Here is a 26,306-nt window from a genome sequence, read left to right on the forward strand (position 1 = left end):
CAGCATCCACGGGCATGCACTGGTGCGGGCACCAGTGCATGCCCGTCGTATTCGCGCCCGGGTGGAACGAATTCGGGCCGGGGACCGACCAGTTCGGTGAGAGGAATTCGGTGGATGCGAGGGGCAGCCGTGGATAGCTACAGTGACGGGCGACAGCTGGGGCCGGGTGGGAGGTCGGCGATGGGCGAGGTGCGCGCGCGGGTGGGGGTGCTCGGCCCGGTGCAGCTGACCATCGACGGGGTGGCCCAGCCGCTGGGCGGGCCCAAACAGCGCGCCGTGCTCGCCTACCTGGCGATCAACGCCAACCGTCCGGTATCCGTCGAGGCCCTGGCCAGCGCCGTCTGGGAGGACAATCCGCCGCCCGACGTACGCGTCAGCCTGCACGCCATCATCTCCAATCTGCGCAAGCCGCTGCGCGACGGCGGCATCGACGCCCGGAACATGCTGCAGCACATGGGCACCGGCTACCGCATCGTGCTCGCGGACCCGGCCTGCGATGTCTTCCGCTTCCGCGCCCGCCGCGAGAACGGCCTGCGCGCCCTCGCCGCCGGACGGTTCGCCGCCGCCGCCGACGCCCTCTCCGACGCGCTCGCCCAGTGGCGCGGACCGGTCCTGTCCGATCTGCGCGGACTCGGCTTCGCCGACGCCTACGCCGTCGCCCTCGACGACGAGCGCATCGGCGTCATCGAGGCCCGCGCCGAGGCCGATATCGCCCAGGGCCGCGCCGAGGGCGTGGTCTCCGAACTGGCCCTGCTGGTGCGCGATCATCCCCTGCGGGAATCGCTCTGGGAGCAGCTGATCACCGCGCTCTACCTGACCGGCAGGCAGTCCGACGCGCTCGAGGCGGCCCGCCGGCTGCGCGGCATCCTCGCCGAGGAACTCGGCATCGATCCGGGCCATCGCATCCGGGAGCTGGAATCACGCATCCTGCGCCAGGATCAGCTCAGTGTGCCGGCGGTCGCGGCGGCCTCGGCCACCCGCGCCACCACCATCGTGGACCGCAGCTGGCACGAGCCGCAGGCGCTGCTGCGCGACCGCTCCGGGAACGTCTTCCCGGTGACCGGCTCCACGACCCGCATCGGCCGCCTGTCCGACAATGACATCGCGCTCGCCGACGGCCGGGTCAGCCGCCACCACGCGCTGCTCATCGACAACGGGCACACCTGGGTGATCAAGGACCTGCACTCCTCCAACGGCGTCTATGTCGATGGCGCACGGGTTGCCGACAGCGGATTATTGTCCGATGGAGCGGTGTTGCGCATCGGCGATACCGAACTGGTCTTCCTGCTGGTTCGCGACGAGGACAACGCCGGCTGAACAGCAGTGAATGACACATGACAGATCCGCGACGTCCGGAGCCAATGATTAACTGACCCTTCATTACTGATCCCCCTCACCGCCACGAACCCCCAAGCTCGGTCGGCGATCCTCAACGGTAGCCGTTCCTATGCTCACAGGGGTTGCCATGGATCGGAGGCGTTTTCTGAAGCACGCCGCGCAGCTGGGTGGTGCGGCCGGAGCCATGTCGATGCTCCCGCCGAGCCTGGTGCAGGCCTGGGCCGAACCGGCCCCGCCCGGCGGCTGGGACCGGATCGAACACGTGGTCATCCTCATGCAGGAGAACCGCTCCTTCGACCACTACTACGGCTCCATGGCCGGCGTGCGCGGCTACGCCGATCTCAATGCGCTACAACTGTCCACCGGACGCTCGGTTTTCCACCAGCCCGACGGCGGCCGGGTGGTGCTGCCATACCCCACCACGCTCCAGAACATCGACGGCACCGATCATGGAACCCGCACCGGCCATGACGCTTTCGCCTTCGGCCGGCACGACGGCTGGATCCCCGCCAAGGGCGAAGGCACCATGGTCGGCTACGACCGCGACAGCCTGGGCTTCTACTACCAGCTCGCCGAGGCGTTCACCCTGTGCGACGGCTACCACTGCTCGGTGAACGGGCCCACCGACCCCAATCGCATGTACCTGTTCACCGGCACCGTGGAAAACCCGCTGGCCCTGGACAATTTCGCGGAGTCCCTGCAGGTCTCGCTGTTCGCCGACGATCTGAAACTGCGCTGGATGCGCAGCCTGCCGGTCGCCGGGATCGTGGACGCCGTACTGGGGATGGTGCACGGACTGACCAGCGCCCTCCCGCACTCGGTCGCCGAATCGCTGGCCGGGCTGGTGGCGCCGCGGACCGGCAATCTGTTCCTCTACGACGCGCTGCTCGGCCCCGACGCCGGACGCTACGTCAACGACATCATCTTCGGCCTGCCCTGGACCACCTACGCCGAACGACTCCAGGAGCGCGGCATCGGCTGGCGCGTCTACCAGGAGTGGGACAACTACACCGACAATGCGCTCGAGTTCTTCCTGCCCTTCCGTGAGGCCGCGCGGGCGGCGCTGAAGTACACCAATGGCGGGCGCGGGGTCGCCTTCGAGAACTTCTTCCGCTATTACACGGACCTGCAACGGGATCCGAGCCTCGAACCCGCCTACGCCGCCGACCTGAAGCGGGGCCTGGACGAGCTGTCGGCGGGGCAGCGGGCGCTGGTGGAGCAGGGGCTGCTGCGGGCGCGCACCGGCACGCTCGTGGAATCCTTCCGCACCGACGTGGCGACCGGACGGCTGCCCACGGTGTCCTGGATCGTTGCGCCCTACGTCGACTGCGAGCATCCGGTCATGGGCCCGCGCAATGGGCAGGCCATGGTGCGCGGGGTGCTGGAGGCGCTCGCCGAACACCCGGACGTCTGGAACAAGACGGTATTCATCCTCAACTACGACGAGAACGACGGGTACTTCGACCACATCCCGCCGCCGGCGCCACCGGAGGGCGCGCCCGGTGAATACTTCGGCCGCCACAATGCCGGCCTGGGCGCGCGGACACCCGCGATCATCGTGTCGCCGTGGAGCAAACAGGCCGTCTGCTCCGAATTGTTCGACCACACCTCGGTGCTGAAGTTCCTGGAGCGGGTCACCGGTGTCGCCGAACCCAATATCAGCCCGTGGCGGCGGGAGGTGTGCGGCGACCTGTCCTCGCTGTTCGACTTCGGCGCGCGCCGCACCCTCATCCTGCCCACCGCCGCCCCGCGCGCCGAGCAGACGATGTCCGGTGTCGCGCAACCACTTCCGTTCGTGCAGCGCCTGCCGAAGCAGCAGAGCGGCAGCAAGGCGCGGGTGCCGCTGCCGTACCGGATGCAGGCCCGGTGCGCGCCCAACGGGCAGGCCGGGATCACCCTCACCATCGACAACGGCGGCACCGGCACCGTGCACTGCCGGGTGCATCCGAATGCCTTCGCCGCGGACTTCACGCCGACCCGCTTCGATATCCCCGGCGGCAGCACTGTCGCACAGGACTTTCCGGCGGTGAACGGTCGCTACGACTATTCGGTGTACGGCCCCGACGGCTTCCAGCGCCGCTTCGCCGGCGATCTCACCGGTCCGTGCGGCGCGCTGCGGGTCACCGCCACCGCGGCCGCCTCCGGCCGGCGCAAGCTCTCCTGGGTATTCGAAAACGGCGGGACGCAACGGGTTTCGGTCGCGGTGATCTCCAATGCCTACCGTCACGACGGGCCCTGGACTATCGATATCGCGGCAGGCGGGACCGAACGGCGCGAGATGTCCTGTGACACCGATGCCGAGGGAGCGGGCTGGTACGACTTCTCGGTGACGGCCGCCGCTGATGCCGGATTTTGGTGCCGGACAAGAGGATTCGTCGAGACCGGAGCCGCCGGAAGGACCGCCGACGACGCGGCGCCCTTCGACCGGCTGCTGCTCGACCGGTCCCTCTACGCGCCCGGCCGGGACCTGGTCGTCAGCTACGGCCTCGCGGGTGCGGTGGCCGGGCATCGCCTCGCCGTCTACGCCGATCCCGGTGGCCTGGCCGCCACGGTGCCCGCCACGCCCGCGCTGCGCACTCTCACGCTGGGGAACGGGGTGACGCGGGATCAGGTGGTCCTGCCGGTCATCGCCCAGCCTGGCGCGGCAGATGCGGCGGTCGCTCCGGTAGCGGGACTGCGGCAGGTCGGCGCGGTCCCGGCCGACGCGGCCCCGCGGTCCGGTCCATTGCCGACGGGCTCCTACCTGCTACATCACCTGGATGATGCGGGCCGGCCGCTGGCCCATCCGGTGCGCTTCCGGGTGCTCTGATTCCGGCTGCCTGGTACATCGGGACAGTTATGCAACAGGTTCTAGACATATCGCGAGTTTTGTCTTACCTTCGGTTCATGAGTTCAACGGCGTCTCATGCGGTGCGATTCGAACTGCGCTCCGGCGAAACCTGGCGCGACCCGTATCCCATGTATTCCCAGCTGCGCGACCACGATCCGGTCCACCGGGCCGTCCCGGAGGGCCGCGAATCCGACGACTTCTACGTCCTGTCCCGGCACGCGGACGTGTACGCGGCCGCGCGCGACCCCGAGACCTACTCCTCGGCCTCCGGCCTGACCGTCGACTACGTCGACCTGCTGGCCGCCGGATTCGGCGCCGCCAAGCCGTTCGTCTTCATGGACCCGCCCGACCACACCGACTTCCGCCGCCGGGTATCACCGGGATTCACACCCCGGCAGGTGAATTCGGTCGAACCCGAGGTGCGCGCCTTCGTCGTCGAGCGCATCGAGGGCCTGCGGGCCGCGGGCTCCGGCGATATCGTCAAGGACCTGTTCAAGCCCCTGCCCACCATGGTGGTGGCGCACTATCTCGGTGTGCCGGAACAGGATCGGGGCAAGTTCGACGCGTGGACCGAGAACATCGTCGGCGGCGCGGTCGAGGGTGCGGGACTGGCCGCGGGCGACCAGAACGCCTTCACCGCGGTCGGTGAAATGGTCGGCTACTTCAGCGAACTCATCGACCGGCGGCGTAAGGAACCCGGCGATGACACCATCTCGCACCTGCTGGCCTCCGGGCTCGGCGCGGATGGCGACAACGAGGGCCTGCTGGCCATGCTCGGCTTCGCCTTCACCATGATCACCGGCGGCAATGACACCACCACCGGAAACCTCGGCGGTGCGGTGCAACTGCTCACCGCCTTCCCCGACCAGCGCCGCCTGCTGGTGGAGAATCCGGCGCTCATCCCCGACGCCGTCGAGGAATTCCTGCGCATGACCTCCCCGGTCCAGGGCCTGGCTCGGACCGCCACCCGCGATGTGGAGCTGCACGGCGTCACCATCCCCGCGGGCCGCCGCGTGCTGCTGCTCTACGGGTCGGCCAACCGCGACGAACGCGAATTCGGGCCCACCGCCGCCGAACTCGACGTGCGCCGCAATCCCAAGCGCATCATGACCTTCAGCCACGGCCACCACCACTGCCTCGGCGCGGCCGCCGCCCGCATGGTGGCACGGGTCGCTCTGGAGGAACTGCTGGCCCGCTGCCCCGACTTCACCGTCGATCTCGATACCGTGCAGTGGGCGCACGGCAACTATGTGCGCTGGCCGATCTCCGTCCCGTTCCGGGCGACGGCCTGACCGACTCCAGGCCGGCCAGCACCCAAGGTCGGCCCGATCGCACCATTCGCGCACCGCGCGGGCAGAGTGTGCACGAGTGGGTCCGGTGGCGGCTGCCCCGCCGCCGGACCCGCGAGCAGCGAAGGGACATCCATGAGCCGAGACTGGCTGGCCGACGACCGCGCCGACCTGGCCGCCGAGCGCATCCTCGATGCCGCCGCGCGCCTGTTCGCCGAGCGCGGCGTCACCGCGGTCGGCATGGGCGATATCGCCAAGGCGGCCGGATGCTCCCGCGCGACCCTCTACCGGTACTTCGAAAACCGGCAGGCCGTCCGCCTGGCCTTCGTGCACCGCGCCACCCGCCGCATTGCCGGGGGCGTGTTCGAACAGGTTGCCACGATCGAGGATCCGGGCGAGAAGGTGGTCACCGCCATGCTCGGCGCGATCCACGCGGTCCGGGCCGACCCCATGCTCATCGCCTGGTTCCGCCCCGGCGAATCCGGCGCGGCCGGGCGCATCAGCCAGGACTCCGACGTCATCGAATCCATTGCGGCGGGCCTGTTCACGCCCACCGCCCTCACCGACCCCGAACGCAGCCGGCTGGCCCGCTGGCTGACCCGCATCATCGTCTCCTTCCTCGCCGCCCCCGGCCGTGACGACGCCGAGGAGCGCGCCATGCTGGAGGAGTTCGTGGTGCCGGTCGTCAGCCGCGCCTTCGTCTGATCCGCAGGGCCGCCGAACCGGACAGTCGGACGCCGCCGGCCTGTGACCGCAGTGCGGTGGTGCGGTCCGGCCCCGAACCAGCCGGTCACGCGCGCGGTCGGCGGCACTGCTCCGGGGCGTTCGATAGGCTGCCTGCTCATGTCCGCTCCACGTTCGCTGGCCGAAGTCCGCACGCGCATCGACGTTCTCGACGGTGACCTGATCCGGCTGCTGGCCGAGCGACAGGAGTTGGTGCGCGCGGCCGCCACCTTCAAGGCCGACGAGCAGGCCGTGCGTGCGCCCGATCGTGTTGAGCGGGTCGTCTCGCTGGCACGCGAGCGCGCCGCCGCCGCAGGGCTGGAGCCCGCTGTGGCAGAAGCGGTCTGGCGGGCCATGATCGGCACGTTCATCGCATTCGAGCTGGACGAGCACAGCGCACGCCGGTGAGCTCGATGCGCCTGTGGCTCCCGGCCCATCACCGTGACGGTGGGCGGACGGGGCCCGAAGGTGGTGCGGCGGGCCACGATCGGGAGTTCACCGGCCGGGCGGACCCGGTGGCGCGATCGGATCAGTGGCCTGCCCGATGTCCGACGTGGTGGCCGTAGAGGCGGTCGGACAGCGCGGAGGCGAGATCGGTCACGGCTTCCCGTGCCACGCGCATGGGCATGGCGTGGAAGACGTGCCAGAGATTGCGGTACTCGCGGTGCCGCAGGGGCGCAGCCGATTTCGCTGCAATGGCGGCGAAGCGGCGGGCGTCGCCGGCCAGCAGATCGTCGCCCGCCGAATGCATGATGATGGGCGGCAGGCCGGTGATGTCGCGGTAGAGCGGCGACCGGGCGCGGCGCTCGTCCTCGGGGACGCCCGGCAGGTAGGCGTCCATGAACTGCGTCATGAGCGGCGGGTTCAGCAGCGGCTCCCGGCTCGGATCGCACTGGAAGGCCGAGGAATTCGCGGTCAAGTCCAGCACTGGGCAGATGAGCCCGAGGATCGCGGGTTGCGGCCAGTGCTTCTCGCGCAGCCGCAGGGCCAGATCCAGCGCCAGGCCGCCGCCGGCCGAATCACCGACCACCGCAATGCGTTCGGCCGGGATGCCCGCCGCGAGCAGGGCTCGATAGGCGGCGACGGTGTCGTCGATGGCGGCCGGGTACGGGTGCTCGGGGGCCAGCCGGTAGTCCAGGGCGTGCACGGTCGTCCCCATGGCCGCGGCCAGCGCGCCGGTGAGGGTGCGGACCATGCGCGGCATGCCGATCACATAGCCGCTGCCGTGTAGGTACAGCACTGCGGCATCGGCGGGCGCCGAACGGGGAGTGAGGGTTTCGACCGGTATGCCGCCGAGTCGACTGGTCTCGACGGCGATACCGCGCGGCGCCCGGGCGAAGGTGGTGCCCGCGCCGGCCCGGGCGCGGACCCGGGACCAGTCGGGGGCGGGGCCGAACCACCAGTGGCCCACCAGGCGGGAGAGCAAGCGCCAGAACGCTATTTCCACGATGTCACTTCCGACTCTCGACACGCTGATTCAAGTCGTAGTCGACCGGATCCGGAGCGCTGCGGATCAGCTTCTCGTAGCGCCCCGGGGTCCACGGCCACAGCTCGGGCAGCCCGTCCTTGCCGAGGTACCAGCTGGTGCAGCCGGTGGTCCACACCGTGCTCGGGGCGGCGGCCCGCATCCGCGCGTTGTAGCGGTCGGTGGCGGCACGGGTGGGGGCGACGGTCGCGAATTCACCTGCCTGCCACCGCCGCAGCCAGCCGACGATCCGGGCGGACTGCGCCTCGGCGACCGCGGTCAGCGGATGATTGGCGAAAGGGCTGTGCGGGCCGACGAGCATGAACAGATTCGGGAAGTCCGGCATCATGACACCCTCGAAGGCGCGCGGGCCCTGCTCCCAGGCCTGATCCAGGGTGCGGCCGTCCAGTCCGGTGATGGCCATCGGGCGCATGAAAGCGTGCGAGTCGAAACCCGTTGCCAGGACCAGGATGTCGAGCTCGTATAGACGACCGTCCGTGGTCACCACGCCGCGCTTCTCGACGTGATCGATGCCCTCTGTCACCAGCGTGACATCGGGGCGCTGCACCGCCTGGTAGAAGCGGTCGGACACCACCAGCCGCTTGCACATGGCCTGATAGTCGGGCGTCAGTTTGCGCCGCAGTTCAGGATCCTTGACCGATCGCAGGTTTCGCTCCACCACCCACTGGATGAACCGGCGCACCCGGCCGGGATGCACCAGGCCCTGCGAGAACACGGCGAAGGCGGCGCGATTGAACCAGTAGGGGAGTGCGCCCAGTGCGGGGATCAGCGAGTAGAGCCGCTTCGACACCCGCGTGTAAGGCCGGTTCACCGTCGGCAGGATCCACTGCGGAGTGCGCTGGAACAGCACTACTTCCGGCACCGTGCCCGCCAGCGCGCTCACCAGCTGGGTGCCGGTGGAGCCGGTGCCGATCACGCCCACCCGCTTGCCGGTCAGCTCGACATCGTGCCGCCAGCGCGCGGAATGCATGACCGGGCCCTCGAATTCGTCCAAGCCGGGGATATCCGGCCGGCTCGGGTGGTGCAGGAAACCCGTTGCGCACAGCACGAAGTCGACGCGCCGGGTCACGCCGTCGGAGGTGGTGAGCTGCCAGCCGTCGCCGTCGAACACCGCGCCGGTCACCTCGGTCCCGAAGCGGGTGCGGCGATGCAGTCCGTGCTCGCGCGCCACTCCGGCCAGATAGTCCTTGATCTCCGGCCCCGCCGAATACAGGTGTGACCATGCGGGATTCATGGCGAACCGGAACTGGTAGTACCGCGAGGGCACATCGCACACCAGGCCCGGATAGCTGTTGTCGCGCCACGTGCCGCCGTACTCGTCGGCCTTCTCGTAGAGGGTGAAGTCGGTGAATCCTGCCCGCTGCAGAGCCACGGCCATGCAGATCCCGGAGATTCCGGCGCCCACGATGGCGATCCGCGGTGTGTTCATGGGACGCGAGCCTAGACAGCTGTCCGACATGGTGGGAAGACTTTCGAGTAAATCAGTAGACATTCCGTCATTCGCTAGACACAGTGTAAAGCCACTGCTACCGTGTGCGCCAGATCACAAGTTCGAGACAAGGAAGCACGATGCGCGCACTCCAGTGGACCGGCCCGGAAAAGGTGCAGATCAACGACATTCCGGTCCCGGACATCAGACCAACCGACCTGCTGGTGAAGGTCGGCGCCGCGGGCGTCTGCCACTCCGACCTGACCCTGGTCAACTTCCCGATCCAGCTGCGCGAGGATCCGCTCACCCTCGGCCACGAGATCGCCGGCACCATCGAGGCCATCGGTTCGGACGTGAAGGGGCGCGAGATCGGCGAACGCGGCGTCGTCTACCTGTTCTGGACCTGCGGCGTCTGCCGGGAGTGCGTGAGCGGCAACGAGAACGTCTGTCTCGCGGCGGGTCGCGTCGCCATGCCGCCCTGCCCCGGACTCACCATCGAGGGCGGGATGTCGGAGTACGTGCGGATTCCGGCGAGCTCGTTCGTGCCCATCGGCGACCTGGACTTCCTGCAGGCCGCGCCGGTCGCCGACGCCGCACTCACCGCCTACCACGCCATTCGCGGTGCGCGCGAAGCACTCCGGCCCGGCGGCACCGCGGTCGCCATCGGCATCGGCGGGCTCGGGCACGTGGCGGTGCAGATCCTGCACGCCATCTCCGGCGTGCGGGTCATCGCCGTGGACCAGGCGCAGGAGAAGCTGGACCTGGCCGCCGACTGCGGTGCGGAACTCGGCATCCTCTCCGGCGGCGACACCGCCCAGCAGATCCTCGACCTCACCGGCGGGCGCGGCGCGGACGCCGTCTTCGACTTCGTCGGCGTGGACTCCACCGCCAAGCTGGCGTGCGAGACCGTCGCCCCCAACGGCGCCTACCGCATGGTCGGAATCGGCGGCGGCGCACCGGAAATCACCGCCGGACCGGCCGGCGGCCCCGGCTGGCCGTGGGGCGCGACCGTGCGGAAATCGCTGGGCGGCACCCGCAGCGACCTGCACGCCTGCGTGGCCCTCGCCCAGGCGGGCAAGCTGCACATGGAGGTCGAGCGCTTCGACCTCGCCGAGGGGCCGGAAGCCTTCCGCCGCCTGGACGCGGGCCAGATCCGGGGGCGCGCGGTCCTGGTGCCCTGACCGATTCGCGAATGAGCCCGAGACAGGCCGGACGAATCAGCCTGCGGCGGGCTCTATCTCGCCGAGGAACTTCGCGACGCGCGCCGCGATCTCGTCCGGGAACTCGCCGTTGATGGCGTGCGGGGCATCCGGCCACACCTCGAATTATCCGCCGGGCGCCAGCTCCCGGCGGTATCTCATTGCAACCCCGCGATGCGGCGCTCCAGCCAGCGGCGGGATTCGGCGTCGCGAGCGTGGACGAGGACCTTGCGGCGGGCGGCGGGGGAGAGCGCGGATAGCAGGCGGGCCAGGCGTTTTCGGGTATCCCAGCTGATCAGGTAACGGACCGCGTCGGCGATGGCGGCGTCGTCGGCCAGGTCGACGGCGCGGGCGAAATCGGTGTGGTTCTCCAGATCCAGGAACTGCGCCGGAATGCGTTCGTACGGAGGGTAACCCGAGTAGGCGCCGGTGCCCGCGGCGTACCAGGCGCACAGGCGCAGGATTCGATCCACCGCATCCGGGTACGCCGCCGACAGCAGGGCCCGGGCCGCTGCCACCTGGGGTCCGGTCAGACCGCCGCCGGAGGTGGACGTGTCGAGAAAGATGTCCGTGTAGGGCGTGAGTGGTGCGGGGATCTCGGCCACCCAGAGCCGGGCGGTGCGGTCGATTTCGGCTTGGCGCTGCTCGGCCACGCGGTATTCGCGCAGGGGAACGGCGATGCCGCGCACGGCCAGCCATTCCAGCGAGCGGACGCCGTCGGCCAGCAGCGCGTCCCGGGGCCAGCCGTCCCAGCGGATCGAATAGCCGTGATGCAGGGTCACCGTGGTGAGCGGACGCTCGTCGGTGTCGAAGAACTCCAGCACCACATCGCCCCAGCACATGCACACGAAACCGGACAGGTCGGCGACGCGCAGGGCGTCCCGCAGCGCTCGCACGGCAATCGGGTCCCGTTCCTCCAGCAGGGTCGGCGCGTCCCCGGGCATCTCCCTGACCCGGACGCCGTGCGCATGCGCCAGCACCCGATCCAGCGCGACCGGATCCCCACCCGCGGACGTTCCCCCGAAAGCCATACCGAAACACTAATACGCCCAGCGGTCCCCGGCGTGGTGTTGCGGCGGCACGCGGGTGCCTTCTCGGTGACCAGCCTGTTGCTGAACTGGTACGTACCAGCTGATGATACGGTGCCGTGTGACGCCGACAACTCGCCTGATGGTGACCGACCGGTGAGAACTGCATTGTTGCCGAGAAGCCAGATTTAGGAGAGACAGTGGCGATATCGGACTCCTCGCGAGACGCTGCCGGTCCCGCTGCCCAACGCACCACCGGACTGTTCCGCACCAAGAGCGTCGAACAGTCGATCCGGGACACCGACGATCCCGATGCCAAACTTCGCAAGGACCTGACCTCGTGGGACCTCACGGTCTTCGGCGTCGCGGTCGTGGTCGGCGCCGGTATCTTCACCCTCACCGCGCGTACCGCGGGCAACATGGCCGGACCCGCGGTCTCGCTGGCCTTCGTCTTCGCGGCCGTCGCCTGTGGCCTGGCCGCACTCTGCTACGCCGAATTCGCCTCGACCGTCCCCGTCGCGGGCAGCGCGTACACCTTCTCCTACGCCACCTTCGGTGAGCTGGTCGCCTGGATCATCGGCTGGGACCTCATCCTGGAATTCGCGCTCGGCACCTCCGTGGTCGCCAAGGGCTGGTCGCAGTACCTGGGCACGGTCATGGGCGGGCATCAGCCCATCTGGCACTTCGGGTCGGTCAAGTTCGACTGGGGCGCGGTCGTACTGATCGCCGTGCTCGGCGTGCTGCTCGCCCTCGGCACCAAACTGTCCTCGCGGGTTTCCGCGGTCGCGGTCGCCATCAAGCTGGCCGTCATCGCGCTGGTGGTCGTGGTCGGCGCCACCTACTTCAAGGCCTCGAACCTGAAGCCCTTCATCCCCGCCTCGGTCCCCAACGCGGACTCCGGCAGCGCGAGCAAGCTGCAGCAGACCCTGTTCCAGCTGGTCACCGGCGGCGGCAACAGCCACTACGGCTGGTACGGCCTGCTGGCCGCGGCCTCCATCGTGTTCTTCGCCTTCATCGGCTTCGACGTGGTCGCCACCGCCGCCGAGGAGACCAGGGATCCGCAGCGCAATGTGCCGCGCGGCATCCTGGGCTCGCTGGCCATCGTGACCGTGCTGTACGTGGCGGTCTCGCTGGTGCTCACCGGCATGGTGTCCTACAAGGACCTGCAGGGCAACGACGCCACCCTCGCGACGGCATTCGCCCTGCACGGTGTCACCTGGGCCAAGAACATCATCTCCATCGGCGCGCTGGCCGGTCTGACCACGGTCGTCATGGTGCTGTTCCTGGGTCAGACCCGCGTGCTGTTCGCCATGTCCCGCGACGGCCTGATGCCGCGCCGGCTCGCGCACACCGGCACCAAGGGCACGCCGGTGCGGATCACCGCCATCGTCGGCGTCATCTGCGCGGTGCTGGCCGGGTTCGTGGACTTCGGCACCCTGGAGGAAATGGTCAATATCGGCACGCTGTTCGCGTTCGTGCTGGTGTCCGTCGGCGTGGTCGTGCTGCGCCGCAGCCGGCCGGATCTGAAGCGCGGCTTCCGGGTGCCGCTGGTACCGCTCATCCCGATCCTGTCGGTCATCGCCTGCGCCTGGCTCATGTTCAACCTGTCGGTGGAGACCTGGCTGCGGTTCGTCATCTGGATGGCGCTGGGCCTGATCGTGTACTTCGCCTACGGCCGACGGCACTCGGTGATGGCTCGCGCGGAGGCGAAAACCGGTAGCTGATCGGGTGCTCGAGTTCGGTGCTGGTGGTGTGTCTTCCCTACGCCACCTCGTGGAATGCGGTTCAATTGCTCTGAATATTGAGAGTTGTGCCACAAGTTCGGCCCATCAGCACCGTCTCAGCATCCCGAGAGGAACCGATCGTGAGCATGCTCCTCGCTGTGCATGACGCCTACACGACGGTTGTCGCGCAGATCGGCAACCCGACCCCGGAGACCCCACCCGTAGCGGACAAGCTGATGAAGCTGGTCCGGTACTTCACCTGGTTCACCATGCTGTCCGGCGTCACCGCCATCACCTACGGCGGTGGCCGGTTCGCCTGGGAGAAGTGGAGCGGCGGCGGCCTCGAATCACCGAAGATGATCGCCGGAGCGATGATCGGCGGCGCCACCGCCACCAGCGCCGGCACCATCATGAACACCGTCATCGGAAACTAGAACAACTCCCGTAACTCGCGGCCATACCTCCCAAGGCCGTGGGTTTCGCCTCTGAATCCCTTTGGGAGAGCGAGGCTTGCGGGTGCGCCGGAAACCGGCGCACCCGTTGGCTTCTTACTGCTGGCTCTGGCCCAGCATGGTGTTCATCTGGGTGATCTCCTGCTGCTGGGCGGCCACGATGGACTGCGCCAGAGCCTTCGACTCGGCGTTGGAGCCCTGTGCCAGTTCGGTATTCGCCATGGTGATCGCGCCCTGATGGTGCTCGATCATCATCTGCATCCACAGCTTGTCGAAGTCCGGGCCGGACAGGCCCGCCAGCTCGGCCATCTGGTCCTTCGACATGATGCCGGGCATGTCGTGACCCATGTCGCCGCTCGGCGCGGGCTTGCCGAAACTCTGCAGCAGCGTGGTGATCTGCCGCATCTCCGGCGACTGCGCCTGCTCCACGGCCGTGGCCAGGGTGATCAGCTGCTGGTTCTGCGAGCGGGTGGGCACCAGCTTCGCCATCTCCACGGCCTGCGCGTGATGCGGGTACATCATCTGCAGGAACGTGACGTCGGCGGCGTTGAAGTCGCTGCGGGTGGCCGCCGGCGCCGAGGTGCCGGTCGCGCCGTGATCCATGCCGGGCATGCTGCCGTGATCCATGGCCGTGGTGGTCGAGGACGGCGCGGCCTTCGAGGTGTCGCTGTCATTGCTGCTGCAGCCGGCGGCGATCAGGGCGGTGGCCGCGGTGCCGGCGATCAGGGCGAGCTTGATCCGGGTGCTGAACATGGTCGAACTCCTTGGTGGGTACTGGTGAATCGGGAAATGAGCAGGCGAAAACCCGCGTCCGCGTGGGGGATACGCGGCCGCGGCGGCCCATCAGATCCGCAGGATCGCCAGTTCGGCCAGGGAGAGCACCGTCCAGGGTGGTGGACGGGCGTGATGCGCGCGCGGGTGGCGCGGTGTCGAGGCGGCGGCGTCGCTCCGGCCGATGCCGACCCAGGCCAGCACGGCCAGACCCAGTCCGAGCAGCAGCGCGGCGAGCACGAACAGGCAACCGTGCATTCCGGCGTGGCCATTGCCGCAATCGCCGCCACAGCCGGGCATGGACATCTCGTGGTCCTCGCCCGCGGCCATCGCGATCGGGGCGATACCCGCCATGGGCAGAACGGCGTCGTGCAGGTGCTCGGTCATGACGGTCGCCGCGCTCCCGGCGTGGTCGCCGGTCATGCGGTCGTGGCTCATGCCGAGGACGAGCGCGTGCATGGCCACCAGCCCGGCCAGCAGGGCGAGCAGCCCGAAGGCCCGGATGAACCGGGTGCCTCTGGGCTGCTGCTCGATCACGGCGGCCATTCTACGGACCTGCCGCTGCCCCGTGCCGGATACCCCCTGTCGGTATCGTCATGGGACGCGCCCGGCTCGCCATCGCGAGGATCGGCGGGGTGGGCGGTAGCCTGACGGCCGTGTCACAGCGCGAACTGGTCATTCTGGGGACGGCCAGCCAAGTACCGACCAAACAGCGCAATCACAATGGCTACCTGCTGCGGTGGGACCGCGAGGGGTTGCTGTTCGACCCCGGCGAAGGCACCCAGCGGCAGATGAGCTTCGCCGGTGTGGCCGCCAGCGGGATCACTCGCATCTGTATCACCCACTTCCACGGGGACCACTGCTTCGGCCTGCCGGGTGTGCTGGGCCGCATCAGCTTGGACGGGGCGCTGCATCCCGTGGACGTCTACTTCCCGGCATCCGGCGAGGTCTACTACGAACGGCTCATCGATTCCTCGGCGCACAACCGCCGGGTGGAACTGCACCCGCACCCGATCACCGACGCCGGTGAACTGCCGCCGCCGGGAGCCGATTTCACCCTGCGCGCGGAGCGGCTGTCCCACCCGGTCGAATCGTTCGGCTATCGCCTCGACGAGCCGGACAGCCTGCGCTTCATTCCCGAGCGTTTGCGCGAACTGGGATTGTCCGGACCGGTCGTGGGTGAATTGCAGCGGCGCGGCGAAGTCGAGATCGGCGGGCGCACCGTCAGGCTCGACGAGGTGAGCGAGGCGCGGCCGGGACAGAGTTTCGCGTTCGTCATGGACACGCGGCTCTGCGACGGCGTCCACGACCTGGCCCGGGGCGTGGACATGCTCGTCATCGAGTCCACCTTCATCGATGCCGATGAGGACCTGGCGGTCGAATACGGTCATCTCACGGCCGGGCAGGCGGCGCAGGTGGCGGCGCGGGCGGGGGTCCGCACCCTGGTGCTGACCCACTACTCGCAGCGCTACCGCACCCTGGACCAGCATTTGGCCGATGCCCGTGCCCATTTCGACGGTGAGATCGTGGTGGCCGAGGATCTGATGCGCATTCCGGTTCCGCCACGCCGCTGACATCGGAGAAGAAGGCCATAATGGTTCGCGGCCCGTCTCGTTCTGGACTGAGCGGAGCGGAGGAGCGAAGCGGGGGAGCGCAGGGAGGGAAGAACGAGACCTCCAGGCCGCGAACCCGCCCGGAGCGAAGCGGAGGGCAAATTGAACACAGCGCACGAGGAACTCATCGCACTCGCCGACCGGTACTGGGACGCCATGCTGGAGTCCGCGCCCAGCGAGGCGACCCTGTTGGGGGACAGGCGATTCGACGATCGCATCGAGGATCTGTCGGTCGCGGCGGAGGAACGGCTGCTGGGTACCTGGCGGGGGCTGCTGGCCGAGGTGGATGCGCTGGATCCGGCGCGGCTGGGTGACGAGGACCGGACCACGCGGAGCCTGCTGCGCACCGAATTGGCTTCGGCGGTCTCGCATCTGGAGTGGCGGCCCGTCGAGATGGCCTCGGATCAGATGACCGGCGTGCACGCCGGGATGCTGACCATGGCTCCCCTGGTGAACGCGCCCGAACCGGAGAACGCGCAACGGCTGGTGCAGCGCTACCGGCAGTTCGGCACCCTGATGAACCAGGCCGTGGAGCGCTTCCGGGCGGGACTCGCGGCCGGGCGCACCCCCGCGCACATCACCATCGAGCGCTCGCTCAATCAGCTGGACGGCTACCTGGCCTCGGATCTCGCCGACGACCCGTTCGTCACCCTGGCCGGCCCGGCGGGCTGGGATGGCGAAACCGACTGGCGCGCAGAGCTGGCCGAGGTCGCGCGGGAGGTCATCCGGCCCGCGTTCGCCGCCTACCGGGCGGTGCTCGCCGCCGAGCTCGAACCCGTTTCGCGCCCCGATGACCAGCCCGGCCTCTGCTGGCTCGGCGACGACGGCGCGGACATCTACCGCCGCCTATTGCGCCACCACACCACATTGCCCGACCTGGGCGCGGACGAGATCCACCAGCTCGGGCTGGACGAATTGGCCCGCCTGCGCACCGAATACGAGGAGGTGGGCGGCCGCCTGTTCGGCCTCGCCGAGCAGACCGCCATCTTCGCCCGGCTGCGCGAGGATTCGGCGCTGCGCTACGGCGACGGTGCGGAGATCATGGCGGACGCCCGGGCGTATCTGGCCGCCGCCCAGGCGGAGATGGGCAACTGGTTCGGCCGGCTGCCGCGCCAGTCCTGCGACATCCTGCCCGTCCCCGATTTCCTGGCCGCGGACGCGCCCGCGGCCTACTACTTCACGCCCGCGGCCGACGGCTCCCGCCCTGGCGCCTACTACGTGAACCTGCGGGAACCCAAGAGCCGCAACCGCTACGAGACCGCCGCGGTCGCCTACCACGAGGCCATCCCCGGCCACCACCTCCAGCTCACCATCGCCAACGAGCTGGACCATCTGCCGCGCTTCCAGCGCATGTCCTTCTCCAATACGGCCTTCGTCGAAGGCTGGGCGCTCTATACCGAGCGCCTCGCCGACGAAATGGGCCTGTACCCCGACGATCTCACCCGCGTCGGCATGCTCGCCGCCGACTCCTGGCGCTCCTGCCGCCTGGTCGTGGACACCGGCCTGCACGCCAAGGGCTGGACCCGTCAGCAGGCCGTCGACTTCATGTCCGCCAATGCCCCCGTCGGGCTCGAGGAAATCCGGGTGGAGATCGACCGCTACATCGCCATGCCCGGCCAGGCGGTCGCCTACAAGGTCGGTCAGCTGGAGATCCGCCGCCAGCGCGCCCTGGTCACCGACCGCCTCGGATCCGCCTTCGACATCAAGGCTTTCCACGACACGGTGCTCGGCTCCGGCTCGGTCAGCCTCCCGGTTCTGCGCGATCTAGCCGACTCGCTCTGACACGCTGTGGCGGGCAGGCCGGTGGGCGTGGCTCACCGGCCTGCCCACTCGGTGACAGATCGATCAGTGGCAGATCTTGTCCGCGACATCGGCAGGAACGCCGATCTCGGTGCAGTGCAGGGCGCTGCCGAGGTTCACCGGCTTCCAGCCGCCTTCGGCCGCCACGTAGTGGAACAGGACCTGCGCCCGGTTGACCGTGTTGTTGTGGGTTCCGCTGTGGGCCATCGCCCAATCGCCCGAGCAGTCGATTCGATCCTCGAGTTCGACCGGCTGCGCCAATCGTGACTCGATGTCGGTGCCGTGCAACGCCTGGAGCAGAACGGATTTGGTGACCGGGCACACCGGCGGGGTGCCCGCTGAACTCGGATCGGTCACCTCGGCCGGGAAGTCACGATCCGGGGTGACGGTGTGATCGTCGGCGCCCAGGGTGAGCGTGACGGTGACCGGCCCGCCCGAGGGACAGCAGCTGGCGTCCTGACCAGCGAGCCACCGGTACTGGACCTGGACACTGCGATCGGACGAGCCGACCACCTGGGTGTAGGACGTCGACTTCTTGGTCGCGGTGCCCAGATAACCCGCGTGGTTGAACAGCATCACGTGCCACGGTGAGCTGGCCGTGCCGTGCGGAGTCCCGGCCAGCACCCACAGCAGGGCGGGGCAGGAGCCGACGGCGGCATCGGTACCGCTGTCCGCGTAGTAGCCGTCACCGCCGACACCGGAGCCGAGTCGGCCCAGCGCGGCGGTGACCACCGCCGACTTCAGATCGACGCATCTGCCGTTTCCGGCGGTGGCGGGAGCGCCGTCACCGGCGGGCTGTGTGGCGCCCGGCGACTGCTGAGGGGCGGGAGACTGAACCGTTCCCGGTGCGGTCACGGTGGCGGAGCTCGGCACCGACGCCCCGCTGGTCGCAGGTGTCGAACCACCGTCCTGACATGCCGTCGCCAGGGCCACCGCGGCGACCGCCGCGATGATGCCAACGATCCTCTTCATGAAAAATCCCTCCCACTCGGTACTACCGAGCACGTCGAGTCCCGGACGCAGATCGTTGCGCCCCCGATTTCATGGGCACGCCGGTTCGCCGTCGGCGCGACCGCGTGCCGGCCGTTGCGAACCTTCGTGTTTCGCGTCCCGCACGAGCCGGCGCAACCGCACCGGGAATAGCGGCCCGGATGGCGTGTTCGACAGTGGTGGTGAGTTGTGTTGAGGGAAGGGGCTGCCGGTGACGGCTACGGATGTGACGTCGTCGATCGGGTTGCGGTCGGAGCGGGGGCCGATTCTCGCGGCGATCATGTTGTCGACGTCGCTGGTGGCATTGGACTCGACCATCATTGCCACCGCGGTGCTGACGATCACCGATCAGCTCGGTGGGTTCGCGCAGTTCCCTTGGCTTTTCAGCATCTATCTGCTGGCGCAGGCGGTGACGGTGCCGATCTACGGGAAGCTGGCCGACATGGTCGGGCGGAAACCGGTGATGCTGTTCGGGATCGGGGCCTTCGCGGTGGGGTCGCTGCTGTGCGGGCTGGCGACGAGCATGCCCGCGCTGATCGCGTTCCGCGCGGTGCAGGGCATCGGGGCGGGCGCGGTCAGCCCGATCTCGATGACCATCGCGGGCGACATCTACACGGTCCCGGAGCGGGCCAAGGTGCAGGCGTATCTGGCCAGTGTGTGGGCGACCTCGTCGGTGCTGGGGCCGCTGCTCGGCGGCGTGTTCTCCGAGTACATCAGCTGGCGGTGGATCTTCCTGATCAATCTGCCGCTGGCGGCGCTGGCGGCCTGGATGATCCTGCGGAACTTCACCGAAAGCACTCCGCGGCAGAGCCATCGGGTCGACTACCTCGGCGCCGGATTGCTCACCGTCGGAGCCGGGGCGCTGATTCTGGCTCTGCTCGAGGGCGGCCAGGCCTGGGCCTGGGGCTCACCCGCGAGTCTCGCGCTCTTCGCTGGCGGCGGGGTGATGCTGGCGGTGTTCGGGCTGGTGGAGCGGCGGGCCGCGAATCCGATTCTGCCGCTGTGGGTTTTCACCCGGCGCATCGTCGTGGCCAGCAGCCTGGCCTCGCTGCTGGTCGGCGCGATCCTGCTGGGTCTCACCTCGTACGTGCCGACTTTCGCGCAGGGTGTGCTGGGCAGCGGGGCGCTGATCGCGGGTCTCACCGTCGGCGCGCTCACGCTGGGCTGGCCGGTGTCGGCGTCGCAGGCCGGAAAGGTATACCTGCGCATAGGTTTCCGGGCGACGGCGGTGGTCGGCAGTCTGTTCGCCGTGGTGGGCGCGGCGTCGCTGCTGGTGGTGGACGCGCGTTCGAGCCTGTGGCAGTTGGCGATCGGCTGTTTCGTCGTCGGCATGGGGATGGGCCTGGTGGCCAGCCCGACCCTGATCGCCGCCCAGGCGAGCGCCGAATGGTCGGAGCGGGGCGTGGTCACCGCCACCAATATGTTCGCCCGCTCGCTGGGCAGCGCGGTGGGCGTGGCCGTGTTCGGCGCGCTGGTCAATGCCCGGCTCGGGAAGGCCGGCCAGCCGGCCGCGTCGGACCTCGCGCCGGCGGTGCACCTGGTGTTCCTGGGCGTGGCCGCCATGGCGGTGGTTCTCATCGGTGCGGCGGCCGTCATGCCCCGGCGAAGCGCGGGCAACTCGGAAATCCATGCGGCGTGAACACGATCGACATGTGATTTGCGGAATCGCAGATTAGCGCCGGGATCGGTTAATTCCGCAAAAAGGCCGCCGACCGTGCCGAATGGAATCCTTCGGCAATGATCTAGCACACTGTAGGTGTGGTTGAGGTCGAGGACGTATTGGGCCGGTTACGGCGGTATCCGGATGTCGAAGCGGTGAACCTGTACGCGGTCGATGCCGCCGACCGTCTCATGCTGGATGTCGCCGCGGATTCGCTGGCCACCGCCGGGGATGGGCGGGTGGCTGTGATCGACGACGGCTACGGGGCGTTGACGCTCGGGGCCATCGCCGCGCACGACCTGCACGGGGTCCGGGTGCATCAGGATTTGCTCACCGGTGAATTGGCACTCGCCAGCAATGCCCGAATTGTCGGTCTAGCCGATCGCTTTTCGACCCGCGAATTGGGTGCGGGACTGCTCTCCGATGTCCGCGTGGTGCTGTGGCGGCTGCCGCGCGCGCTGTCCGGCCTGGCCGAAACCGCCGAGGCCATCGCGCGCTGGGCCGCACCCGATGTCGAGGTCTTCGCCGGCGGCCGCGACAAGTACCTGACCCCCGCCATGAACGAGGTGCTCGCCGAATCCTTCGGCTCGGTGCGCGCCACCCGCGGCCGCCAGAAATCCCGCATCCTGCTCGCCGCCGAGCCCAAAACCATTGGCGAGCCCCGTTTTCCGATCCGCAACCGGCTCGACGAGCAGGGCTTGGAAGTGGTGGCCCACGGTGCGGCCTTCTCCGGCCCGCGCCTGGACATCGGCACCCGCTTCCTGCTCGACCACCTGAAGCGGATGAAGCCCGATGCCCACGATGCCATCGATCTGGGTTGCGGCACCGGCATTCTCGCGGTCGCACTCGCCAAGGCCCGCCCCGGCATCCGGGTGACGGCGACCGACCAGTCCGCGGCCGCGGTGGCCTCCACCCGCGCCACGGCCGCCGCCAACGGCGTCGCCGACCGCGTCACCGTGCTGCAGGACGACGCCATGTCCAGCGCCCCCGACAACAGCGCCGACCTGGTGCTGTGCAACCCGCCCTTCCATGTCGGCGCGGCCGTGCACACCGGCTCGGCCATCAAGATGTTCCAGCAGACCGGCCGGGTGCTGCGCCCCGGCGGCGAGCTGTGGACGGTCTACAACACCCACCTCAACTACCGGGGCGTCATGGAGCGCATGGTCGGCAGAACCGATGTGATGGGCCGCAATCGCAAGTTCACCGTGACCCGCTCGGTGCGTCCCCTGTGACCCGCTGGGATCCGCCCACTGTGACCCGCTGGGTACCCGGCCCGCGCGACGTCGAATAATCGGGCGCATGGGACGAATCGATCTTCGAATCTTCACCGAACCCCAGCAGGGCGCGTCCTACGACACGCTGCGCACCGTCGCCAAGACCGCCGAGGACCTCGGCTACGACGCCTTCTTCCGGTCCGACCACTACCTGAAGATGGGCGACGCCGACGGTCTCCCGGGCCCCACCGACGCCTGGATCACCCTGGCCGGCCTGGCCCGCGAGACCCGCCGCATCCGGCTGGGCACCCTGGTCACCTCGGCCACCTTCCGCCACCCGGGCGTGCTCGCCATCGAGGTGGCCCAGGTCGACGCCATGTCCGGCGGCCGCGTCGAATTCGGTTTCGGCGCGGGCTGGTTCGAGGCCGAGCACGCCGCCTACGGCATTCCCTTCCCGGCCCGGAGGTTCCCCCGCTTCGAGGAGCAGCTGGCGATCGTCACCGGCCTGTGGTCGACGCCGGTCGGCGAGACCTTCTCCTTTGCCGGCGAGCACTACACGCTCACCGATTCCCCGGCGCTGCCCAAGCCCGCGCAGCCGCGTATCCCGGTCATCATCGGCGGCATGGGCGCCGAGCGCACCCCGCGCCTGGCCGCGCGGTACGCGACCGAGTTCAACGCGCCGTTCCAGTCGGCCGAGGCGAGCGCCGAGCAGTTCGAGCGAGTCCGCATGGCCGCCAAGGACACCGGCCGCGATCCGCAAGACATCACCTTCTCCAACGCGCTGGTCGCCTGTGTCGGCGCGAGTGATGCCGAGGTGGCGCGGCGCGCGGCCGCCATCGGGCGCGAGGTGGACGAGCTGAAGGCCAACGGCCTGGCCGGCAGCCCGGACGAGGTGGTCGAGAAGATCGGCCGCTATGCCGAGATCGCCGGTACCAGCCGGGTTTACCTGCAGATTCTGGATCTGTCCGATCTGGATCACCTGGAGCTCATCGCAACTCGCGTGATGAGCCGGCTGGGCTGAGACCAGCTTGCGGCGCGGCCGGACCGCGGCTTATCGGGCGGCGCATTCAGTAAAGCTAAGGTAAAGTCCGGTTCGTCCGACCTGTGGGGGTTCGGGAACTCCGGGCCCCCACAGCGCGTTGGACGAGTAGCTTCAATGGCCACGACCGACGTGAGCCGCGACTCCAGAAAGGGACGCACGGAAATGCGCTCCACATCCAACCCGGTCTTCCGGAACTTGCAGCCGCAGCAGGGCGGCTACGCCGGCTTCGGCTCGGCGCCTGGAGCCGGACAGTTCCCCAGCAACCCGTACGGTCAGCAGCCGCAGTACCCGGGCTACCAGCAGCCCTACCAGCCGGCCGTACCGACCACCCGCCCGATGACCATCGACGATGTGGTGCAGAAGACCGGCATCACCCTCGGCGTGGTCACCCTGACGGCGATCCTGTCCTACGCGCTCACCTCGGCCAACCACGGCCTGGCCGTGCTGTTCCTCGCGGTCGGCGGCCTCGGCGGCTTCGCGCTCGCCATGATCATGACCTTCGGCCGCAAGCAGGACAACCCGGCGCTGGTGCTCAGCTACGCGGCGCTGGAAGGCCTGCTGCTGGGCTCGTTCTCGTTCCTGTTCACCAATGTTCAATTCGGTGGCGTCGGCGGATCCGGCCTGATCGCGCAGGCGGTGCTGGGCACCTTCGGCGTCTTCTTCGGCATGCTGGTGGTCTACAAGACCGGCGCGATCCGCGTCACCCCGCGCTTCACCCGCATGATCGTGGGCGCCATGATCGGCATCCTGGTGCTCATGCTCGGCAACCTGGTCGCCAGCTTCTTCACCGCCGACGGCTTCGGCCTGCGCTCGGGCGGCACCCTCTCGATCGTGTTCAGCCTGGTGGTCATCGGTGTCGCGGCCTTCAGCTTCCTGCTGGACTTCGACGCCGCCGACCAGCTCATCCGGGCCCAGGCTCCGGAGAAGGCGGCGTGGGGCGTGGCGTTCGGCCTGACCGTCACCCTGATCTGGCTGTACCTCGAAATCCTGCGCCTGCTGAGCTACTTCCAGGACAGATAGTCGAACAGCCGCTTCGCGGCTGAGAGAGATTTTCGGGGGCCAGGCCCCCGAACCCCCAGTTCGTCCGAGACGAAAAGAGTGGGCGGGCATCGGAATCCGGTGCCCGCCCACTGCTGTGTAGCCAGCCTGAGAGCGTTCAGTCGTTGGTCACCACCTCCTTCAGAACGTCGGTGGCGACGTGATTCTCGCCGCAGTCCGCGGCGAGAACTCCGACGCTGGAGCAGTTGCGCAGGCGCAGCGGCAGGATCTCCTGGTAGGCGGCCGACTCGTACCAGTCGGTCACGGCCTGATAGTCGGGGAACTCGATGACGATGACGATCGCACTGGCCGGACCCTCGATCACCCGCTGCGTGCCGCCGTGCACGATGAACTTCCCGCCGTAGGGCGCCAGCGTGCCGTCGATGCGCTCCAGGTATTCCACGATCTCGGCATTGATGTCGACGTCCCACAGATTGGCTATGGCGTAGGCGGGCATTTCGGGCTCCTCGGTCGGATTGCTTTGCTGCCCTTGATATTTCCGCCTGCGGGGAACGAAGTCGATTACTCGCCAGGTAAAGCCGGCTCCTGAGGGGGTGTGGCCCGCCTTCCCCCAAACGAATTGGGCCGCCCGACCGTGAGGTCGAGCGGCCCTACTAATGCCGTAGCTCAGCTACGGGTATCTCGTGCCTCAGCTCAGGCGCTCGATGATCATCGCCATGCCCTGGCCGCCACCGACACACATGGTCTCCAGACCGAACTGCTTGTCGTGGGTCTGCAGGTTGTTGATGAGGGTCGCGGTGATGCGGGCACCGGTCATACCGAACGGGTGGCCGAGGGCGATGGCGCCACCGGAGACGTTCAGCTTGTCCAGGTCCATGTTCAGCTCACGGGCGGAGCCGAGCACCTGTACGGCGAAGGCCTCGTTGATCTCGTACAGGTCGAGGTCGTCGATGGTCATGCCCGCGGTCTTCAGGGTGTTGCGGACCGCCTGGATCGGGCCGAGGCCCATGACCTCCGGGGACAGGCCCGAGACGCCGGTGGCCACGATGCGGGCCAGCGGGGTCAGGCCCAGCTCGCGCGCCTTGACGTCGGACATGACGACCAGGGCGGCCGCACCGTCGTTCAGCGGGCAGGCGTTACCGGCGGTGATGGTGCCGTCGGCGCGGAAGACCGGCTTCAGCTGCGAGATCTTCTCGTAGGTGGTGCCGGCGCGCGGGCCGTCGTCGGTGGTGACGATGGTGCCGTCGGGCAGGGTGACCGGGGTGATCTCCCGCTCGAAGAAGCCGGACTTGATGGCCTCCTCGGCGCGGTTCTGCGAACGCACGCCCCAGTGGTCCTGGTCCTCGCGGGAGATGCCGGTGTAGGTGGCGACGTTCTCCGCGGTCTGGCCCATGGCGATGTAGACGTCCGGGAGGATGTCGTCGTTGCGCGGGTCGGTCCAGGTGGCGTTGGACTCGGCGGTCGCCTTGGTGCGGGCCTCGGCCTCGGCGAACAGCGGGTTGTGCGAGTCCGGCCAGCCGTCGGCGGTGCCCTTCGGGAAGCGCGAGACGGTCTCGACGCCGGCGGAGATGAACACGTCGCCCTCGCCGGCCTTGATGGCGTGGAAGGCCATGCGGGTGGTCTGCAGCGAGGACGAGCAGTAGCGGTTGACGGTGACGCCCGGCAGGGAGTCGTAGCCCAGCTGCACGGCCACGGCGCGCGCCATGTTGAAACCGCCCTCACCGGCGGGCTGGCCGCAGCCCAGGTGCAGGTCGTCGATGTCGGAGACGGCGAGCGAGGGCACCTTGTCGAGGGCGGCGCGCACCATCTGCGCGGCGAGGTCGTCCGGCCGCATGCTCACCAGAGAACCCTTGCCAGCGCGGCCGATGGGCGAGCGGGCGTACGAAACGATGACGGCCTCAGCCATGAGGACTCCTTTTTTGCTGGGGTGATCCTCTTCGAATTTACGACGGGTGTGTTCCGGCTCAAACATCCGGTATGCCCGTATCCCAACTACTGAACTGTGGGATATCGCTCACTCTCGCGGCTCTCGCGCCGCGCTGCCTGCCGGCAGCGCGGCACAGACCGGGTGAGAACGCGGCACAGACCGGGTGAGAACGCGGCACGGACAGGGTGAGAACGCGGCACGGACAGGGTGAGAAATGGGGCAGCGCAGCGATGAAGTTGGCTCACCAGGGCAGGTCGAGGCGCGATATCGGGCGGATCAGGATCTTCGGCAAGTCGATGAAGGTGGGTCACCCGGGGACGTCGAAGGCGCTGTGCGCCGGGATGTTCGGCATGTCGGTGTAGACGGTGACGATGATGTGCCCGGGCCCGGTGTCCTGGAACAGGGCGTAGTGCTCGCTGCCGTAGAAGCCGGCCAGCACGGGAACTCGATATTCGCCGGCCGCGCCGGTGTCCATGTTCCGCCACGCGACGGTGGCCACGGTGATGCACTGCGGGGCGAAGCTGTACTCGCCCGGATCGAACCCGGCGACCGGCAGCGCCTGGATGCTGATGATCGCCCGGCCGGGCCACTGCGGGCCGATGTCGGCCCAGGATCGGATATTGCCGCCACAGATCAGCGCATCGTGATAAACGCTCGGGACCTGCGGGAATTCGACGGTCGCGGCCTCCGCGGGCGCGGCCGCGACGATCATGGTCGCGAGGCCGGAGGCGGCGAGCAGGGAGGCGGCGGGCACGCTCGTCGGCATCCACATAGGGCCGATCGTAGTTCGCG

General features: G+C 68.8%; 23 protein-coding genes. 14 read left to right on the forward strand and 9 right to left on the reverse strand.

The annotated features are described in order from the left end of the window. Positions 1-129: 129 nt before the first annotated feature. From ABZV44_RS08085 to ABZV44_RS08105, 5 genes are all read left to right on the forward strand, one after another. Positions 130-1,317: a BTAD domain-containing putative transcriptional regulator gene (locus tag ABZV44_RS08085; RefSeq protein ID WP_354833319.1), complete on the forward strand. Its 1,188-nt coding sequence runs from the start codon at positions 130-132 to the stop codon at positions 1,315-1,317. Between the two features lie 148 nt (positions 1,318-1,465). After that, a complete protein-coding gene (locus tag ABZV44_RS08090; RefSeq protein ID WP_354833321.1) occupies positions 1,466-4,147 on the forward strand; it encodes an alkaline phosphatase family protein in 2,682 nt (893 codons plus the stop codon). A gap of 77 nt (positions 4,148-4,224) precedes the next feature. After that, a complete protein-coding gene (locus ABZV44_RS08095) occupies positions 4,225-5,460 on the forward strand; it encodes a cytochrome P450 (RefSeq protein ID WP_354833323.1) in 1,236 nt (411 codons plus the stop codon). Positions 5,461-5,592: 132 nt separating this feature from the next. After that, a complete protein-coding gene (locus ABZV44_RS08100) occupies positions 5,593-6,162 on the forward strand; it encodes a helix-turn-helix domain-containing protein (protein WP_354833325.1) in 570 nt (189 codons plus the stop codon). Between the two features lie 138 nt (positions 6,163-6,300). Then, positions 6,301-6,588 (forward strand): chorismate mutase, encoded by a 288-nt coding sequence (locus tag ABZV44_RS08105; protein WP_354833327.1) that lies wholly within the window; start codon positions 6,301-6,303, stop codon positions 6,586-6,588. A 121-nt stretch (positions 6,589-6,709) separates the two neighbouring features. Here the strand turns inward: ABZV44_RS08105 and ABZV44_RS08110 are convergent, their stop codons facing one another. Then, positions 6,710-7,627: an alpha/beta hydrolase gene (locus tag ABZV44_RS08110; protein WP_354833329.1), complete on the reverse strand. Its 918-nt coding sequence runs from the start codon at positions 7,625-7,627 to the stop codon at positions 6,710-6,712. A 4-nt stretch (positions 7,628-7,631) separates the two neighbouring features. Next, entirely contained in the window at positions 7,632-9,095 is a 1,464-nt protein-coding gene (locus ABZV44_RS08115) for an NAD(P)/FAD-dependent oxidoreductase (protein WP_354833331.1), read from the reverse strand. Between the two features lie 140 nt (positions 9,096-9,235). Between ABZV44_RS08115 and ABZV44_RS08120 the strand changes: the two genes are divergently transcribed. Further along, positions 9,236-10,276 carry an NAD(P)-dependent alcohol dehydrogenase gene (locus ABZV44_RS08120; RefSeq protein WP_354833333.1) on the forward strand — a complete coding sequence of 347 codons (1,041 nt, stop codon included), beginning with the start codon at positions 9,236-9,238 and terminating at the stop codon, positions 10,274-10,276. 176 nt (positions 10,277-10,452) lie between these two features. Here ABZV44_RS08120 and ABZV44_RS08125 read toward each other — a convergent pair whose 3' ends face one another. Continuing rightward, the gene (locus ABZV44_RS08125; protein WP_354833335.1) at positions 10,453-11,325 is read right to left on the reverse strand and encodes a hypothetical protein; all 873 of its coding nucleotides are present in this window, start codon (positions 11,323-11,325) and stop codon (positions 10,453-10,455) included. Between the two features lie 203 nt (positions 11,326-11,528). Between ABZV44_RS08125 and ABZV44_RS08130 the strand changes: the two genes are divergently transcribed. After that, positions 11,529-13,046, forward strand: coding sequence for an amino acid permease (locus tag ABZV44_RS08130; RefSeq protein WP_354834056.1), 1,518 nt, complete (start codon positions 11,529-11,531; stop codon positions 13,044-13,046). Between the two features lie 146 nt (positions 13,047-13,192). Next, complete coding sequence (locus ABZV44_RS08135) at positions 13,193-13,480, forward strand: hypothetical protein (RefSeq protein ID WP_354834057.1); 288 nt, start codon at positions 13,193-13,195, stop codon at positions 13,478-13,480. Between the two features lie 114 nt (positions 13,481-13,594). Here the strand turns inward: ABZV44_RS08135 and ABZV44_RS08140 are convergent, their stop codons facing one another. Together ABZV44_RS08140 and ABZV44_RS08145 are read right to left on the reverse strand one after the other, a co-directional pair. Further along, the gene (locus ABZV44_RS08140; RefSeq protein ID WP_354833337.1) at positions 13,595-14,251 is read right to left on the reverse strand and encodes a DUF305 domain-containing protein; all 657 of its coding nucleotides are present in this window, start codon (positions 14,249-14,251) and stop codon (positions 13,595-13,597) included. Positions 14,252-14,341: 90 nt separating this feature from the next. Next, positions 14,342-14,806 carry a DUF6153 family protein gene (locus tag ABZV44_RS08145; RefSeq protein WP_354833339.1) on the reverse strand — a complete coding sequence of 155 codons (465 nt, stop codon included), beginning with the start codon at positions 14,804-14,806 and terminating at the stop codon, positions 14,342-14,344. Between the two features lie 119 nt (positions 14,807-14,925). On the opposite strand from ABZV44_RS08145, the gene ABZV44_RS08150 reads away from it, so the two are divergent. Together ABZV44_RS08150 and ABZV44_RS08155 are read left to right on the forward strand one after the other, a co-directional pair. After that, a complete protein-coding gene (locus tag ABZV44_RS08150; protein ID WP_354833340.1) occupies positions 14,926-15,843 on the forward strand; it encodes a ribonuclease Z in 918 nt (305 codons plus the stop codon). 141 nt (positions 15,844-15,984) lie between these two features. Then, positions 15,985-17,664 carry a DUF885 domain-containing protein gene (locus tag ABZV44_RS08155; RefSeq protein ID WP_354833342.1) on the forward strand — a complete coding sequence of 560 codons (1,680 nt, stop codon included), beginning with the start codon at positions 15,985-15,987 and terminating at the stop codon, positions 17,662-17,664. A gap of 63 nt (positions 17,665-17,727) precedes the next feature. Here the strand turns inward: ABZV44_RS08155 and ABZV44_RS08160 are convergent, their stop codons facing one another. Further along, entirely contained in the window at positions 17,728-18,654 is a 927-nt protein-coding gene (locus ABZV44_RS08160; protein ID WP_354833344.1) for an LppP/LprE family lipoprotein, read from the reverse strand. A gap of 229 nt (positions 18,655-18,883) precedes the next feature. Between ABZV44_RS08160 and ABZV44_RS08165 the strand changes: the two genes are divergently transcribed. The 4 genes from ABZV44_RS08165 (at position 18,884) to ABZV44_RS08180 (ending at position 23,608) form a co-directional block, all read left to right on the forward strand. Then, entirely contained in the window at positions 18,884-20,311 is a 1,428-nt protein-coding gene (locus ABZV44_RS08165; RefSeq protein ID WP_354833346.1) for an MDR family MFS transporter, read from the forward strand. A gap of 119 nt (positions 20,312-20,430) precedes the next feature. After that, positions 20,431-21,564: a methyltransferase gene (locus ABZV44_RS08170; protein WP_354833348.1), complete on the forward strand. Its 1,134-nt coding sequence runs from the start codon at positions 20,431-20,433 to the stop codon at positions 21,562-21,564. A 76-nt stretch (positions 21,565-21,640) separates the two neighbouring features. Continuing rightward, positions 21,641-22,567: an LLM class F420-dependent oxidoreductase gene (locus ABZV44_RS08175; protein ID WP_354834059.1), complete on the forward strand. Its 927-nt coding sequence runs from the start codon at positions 21,641-21,643 to the stop codon at positions 22,565-22,567. A gap of 183 nt (positions 22,568-22,750) precedes the next feature. Next, entirely contained in the window at positions 22,751-23,608 is an 858-nt protein-coding gene (locus tag ABZV44_RS08180) for a Bax inhibitor-1/YccA family protein (RefSeq protein WP_354833350.1), read from the forward strand. Between the two features lie 136 nt (positions 23,609-23,744). Here the strand turns inward: ABZV44_RS08180 and ABZV44_RS08185 are convergent, their stop codons facing one another. The 3 genes from ABZV44_RS08185 to ABZV44_RS08195 form a co-directional block, all read right to left on the reverse strand. Continuing rightward, positions 23,745-24,083, reverse strand: coding sequence for a DUF1330 domain-containing protein (locus tag ABZV44_RS08185; protein ID WP_354833352.1), 339 nt, complete (start codon positions 24,081-24,083; stop codon positions 23,745-23,747). A 192-nt stretch (positions 24,084-24,275) separates the two neighbouring features. Continuing rightward, positions 24,276-25,493: an acetyl-CoA C-acetyltransferase gene (locus tag ABZV44_RS08190; protein ID WP_354833354.1), complete on the reverse strand. Its 1,218-nt coding sequence runs from the start codon at positions 25,491-25,493 to the stop codon at positions 24,276-24,278. A gap of 328 nt (positions 25,494-25,821) precedes the next feature. Next, positions 25,822-26,286: a hypothetical protein gene (locus ABZV44_RS08195; RefSeq protein ID WP_354833356.1), complete on the reverse strand. Its 465-nt coding sequence runs from the start codon at positions 26,284-26,286 to the stop codon at positions 25,822-25,824. Between the last annotated feature and the right edge of the window lie 20 nt (positions 26,287-26,306).

It is taken from the genome of Nocardia sp. NPDC004860 (assembly GCF_040609015.1).
Taxonomy (GTDB): Bacteria; Actinomycetota; Actinomycetes; order Mycobacteriales; family Mycobacteriaceae; genus Nocardia.

What these genes read in the sequence shown, in the direction of transcription:
- ABZV44_RS08195 (WP_354833356.1), bottom strand. Translation starts at nt 26,286, where the DNA reads ATGTGGATGCCGACGAGCGTGCCCGCCGCCTCCCTGCTCGCCGCCTCC.
- ABZV44_RS08115 (WP_354833331.1), bottom strand. Translation starts at nt 9,095, where the DNA reads ATGAACACACCGCGGATCGCCATCGTGGGCGCCGGAATCTCCGGGATC.
- ABZV44_RS08125 (WP_354833335.1), bottom strand. Translation starts at nt 11,325, where the DNA reads ATGGCTTTCGGGGGAACGTCCGCGGGTGGGGATCCGGTCGCGCTGGAT.
- ABZV44_RS08185 (WP_354833352.1), bottom strand. Translation starts at nt 24,083, where the DNA reads ATGCCCGCCTACGCCATAGCCAATCTGTGGGACGTCGACATCAATGCC.
- ABZV44_RS08090 (WP_354833321.1), top strand. Translation starts at nt 1,466, where the DNA reads ATGGATCGGAGGCGTTTTCTGAAGCACGCCGCGCAGCTGGGTGGTGCG.
- ABZV44_RS08190 (WP_354833354.1), bottom strand. Translation starts at nt 25,493, where the DNA reads ATGGCTGAGGCCGTCATCGTTTCGTACGCCCGCTCGCCCATCGGCCGC.
- ABZV44_RS08105 (WP_354833327.1), top strand. Translation starts at nt 6,301, where the DNA reads ATGTCCGCTCCACGTTCGCTGGCCGAAGTCCGCACGCGCATCGACGTT.
- ABZV44_RS08095 (WP_354833323.1), top strand. Translation starts at nt 4,225, where the DNA reads ATGAGTTCAACGGCGTCTCATGCGGTGCGATTCGAACTGCGCTCCGGC.
- ABZV44_RS08160 (WP_354833344.1), bottom strand. Translation starts at nt 18,654, where the DNA reads ATGAAGAGGATCGTTGGCATCATCGCGGCGGTCGCCGCGGTGGCCCTG.
- ABZV44_RS08100 (WP_354833325.1), top strand. Translation starts at nt 5,593, where the DNA reads ATGAGCCGAGACTGGCTGGCCGACGACCGCGCCGACCTGGCCGCCGAG.
- ABZV44_RS08135 (WP_354834057.1), top strand. Translation starts at nt 13,193, where the DNA reads ATGCTCCTCGCTGTGCATGACGCCTACACGACGGTTGTCGCGCAGATC.
- ABZV44_RS08140 (WP_354833337.1), bottom strand. Translation starts at nt 14,251, where the DNA reads ATGTTCAGCACCCGGATCAAGCTCGCCCTGATCGCCGGCACCGCGGCC.
- ABZV44_RS08180 (WP_354833350.1), top strand. Translation starts at nt 22,751, where the DNA reads ATGCGCTCCACATCCAACCCGGTCTTCCGGAACTTGCAGCCGCAGCAG.
- ABZV44_RS08120 (WP_354833333.1), top strand. Translation starts at nt 9,236, where the DNA reads ATGCGCGCACTCCAGTGGACCGGCCCGGAAAAGGTGCAGATCAACGAC.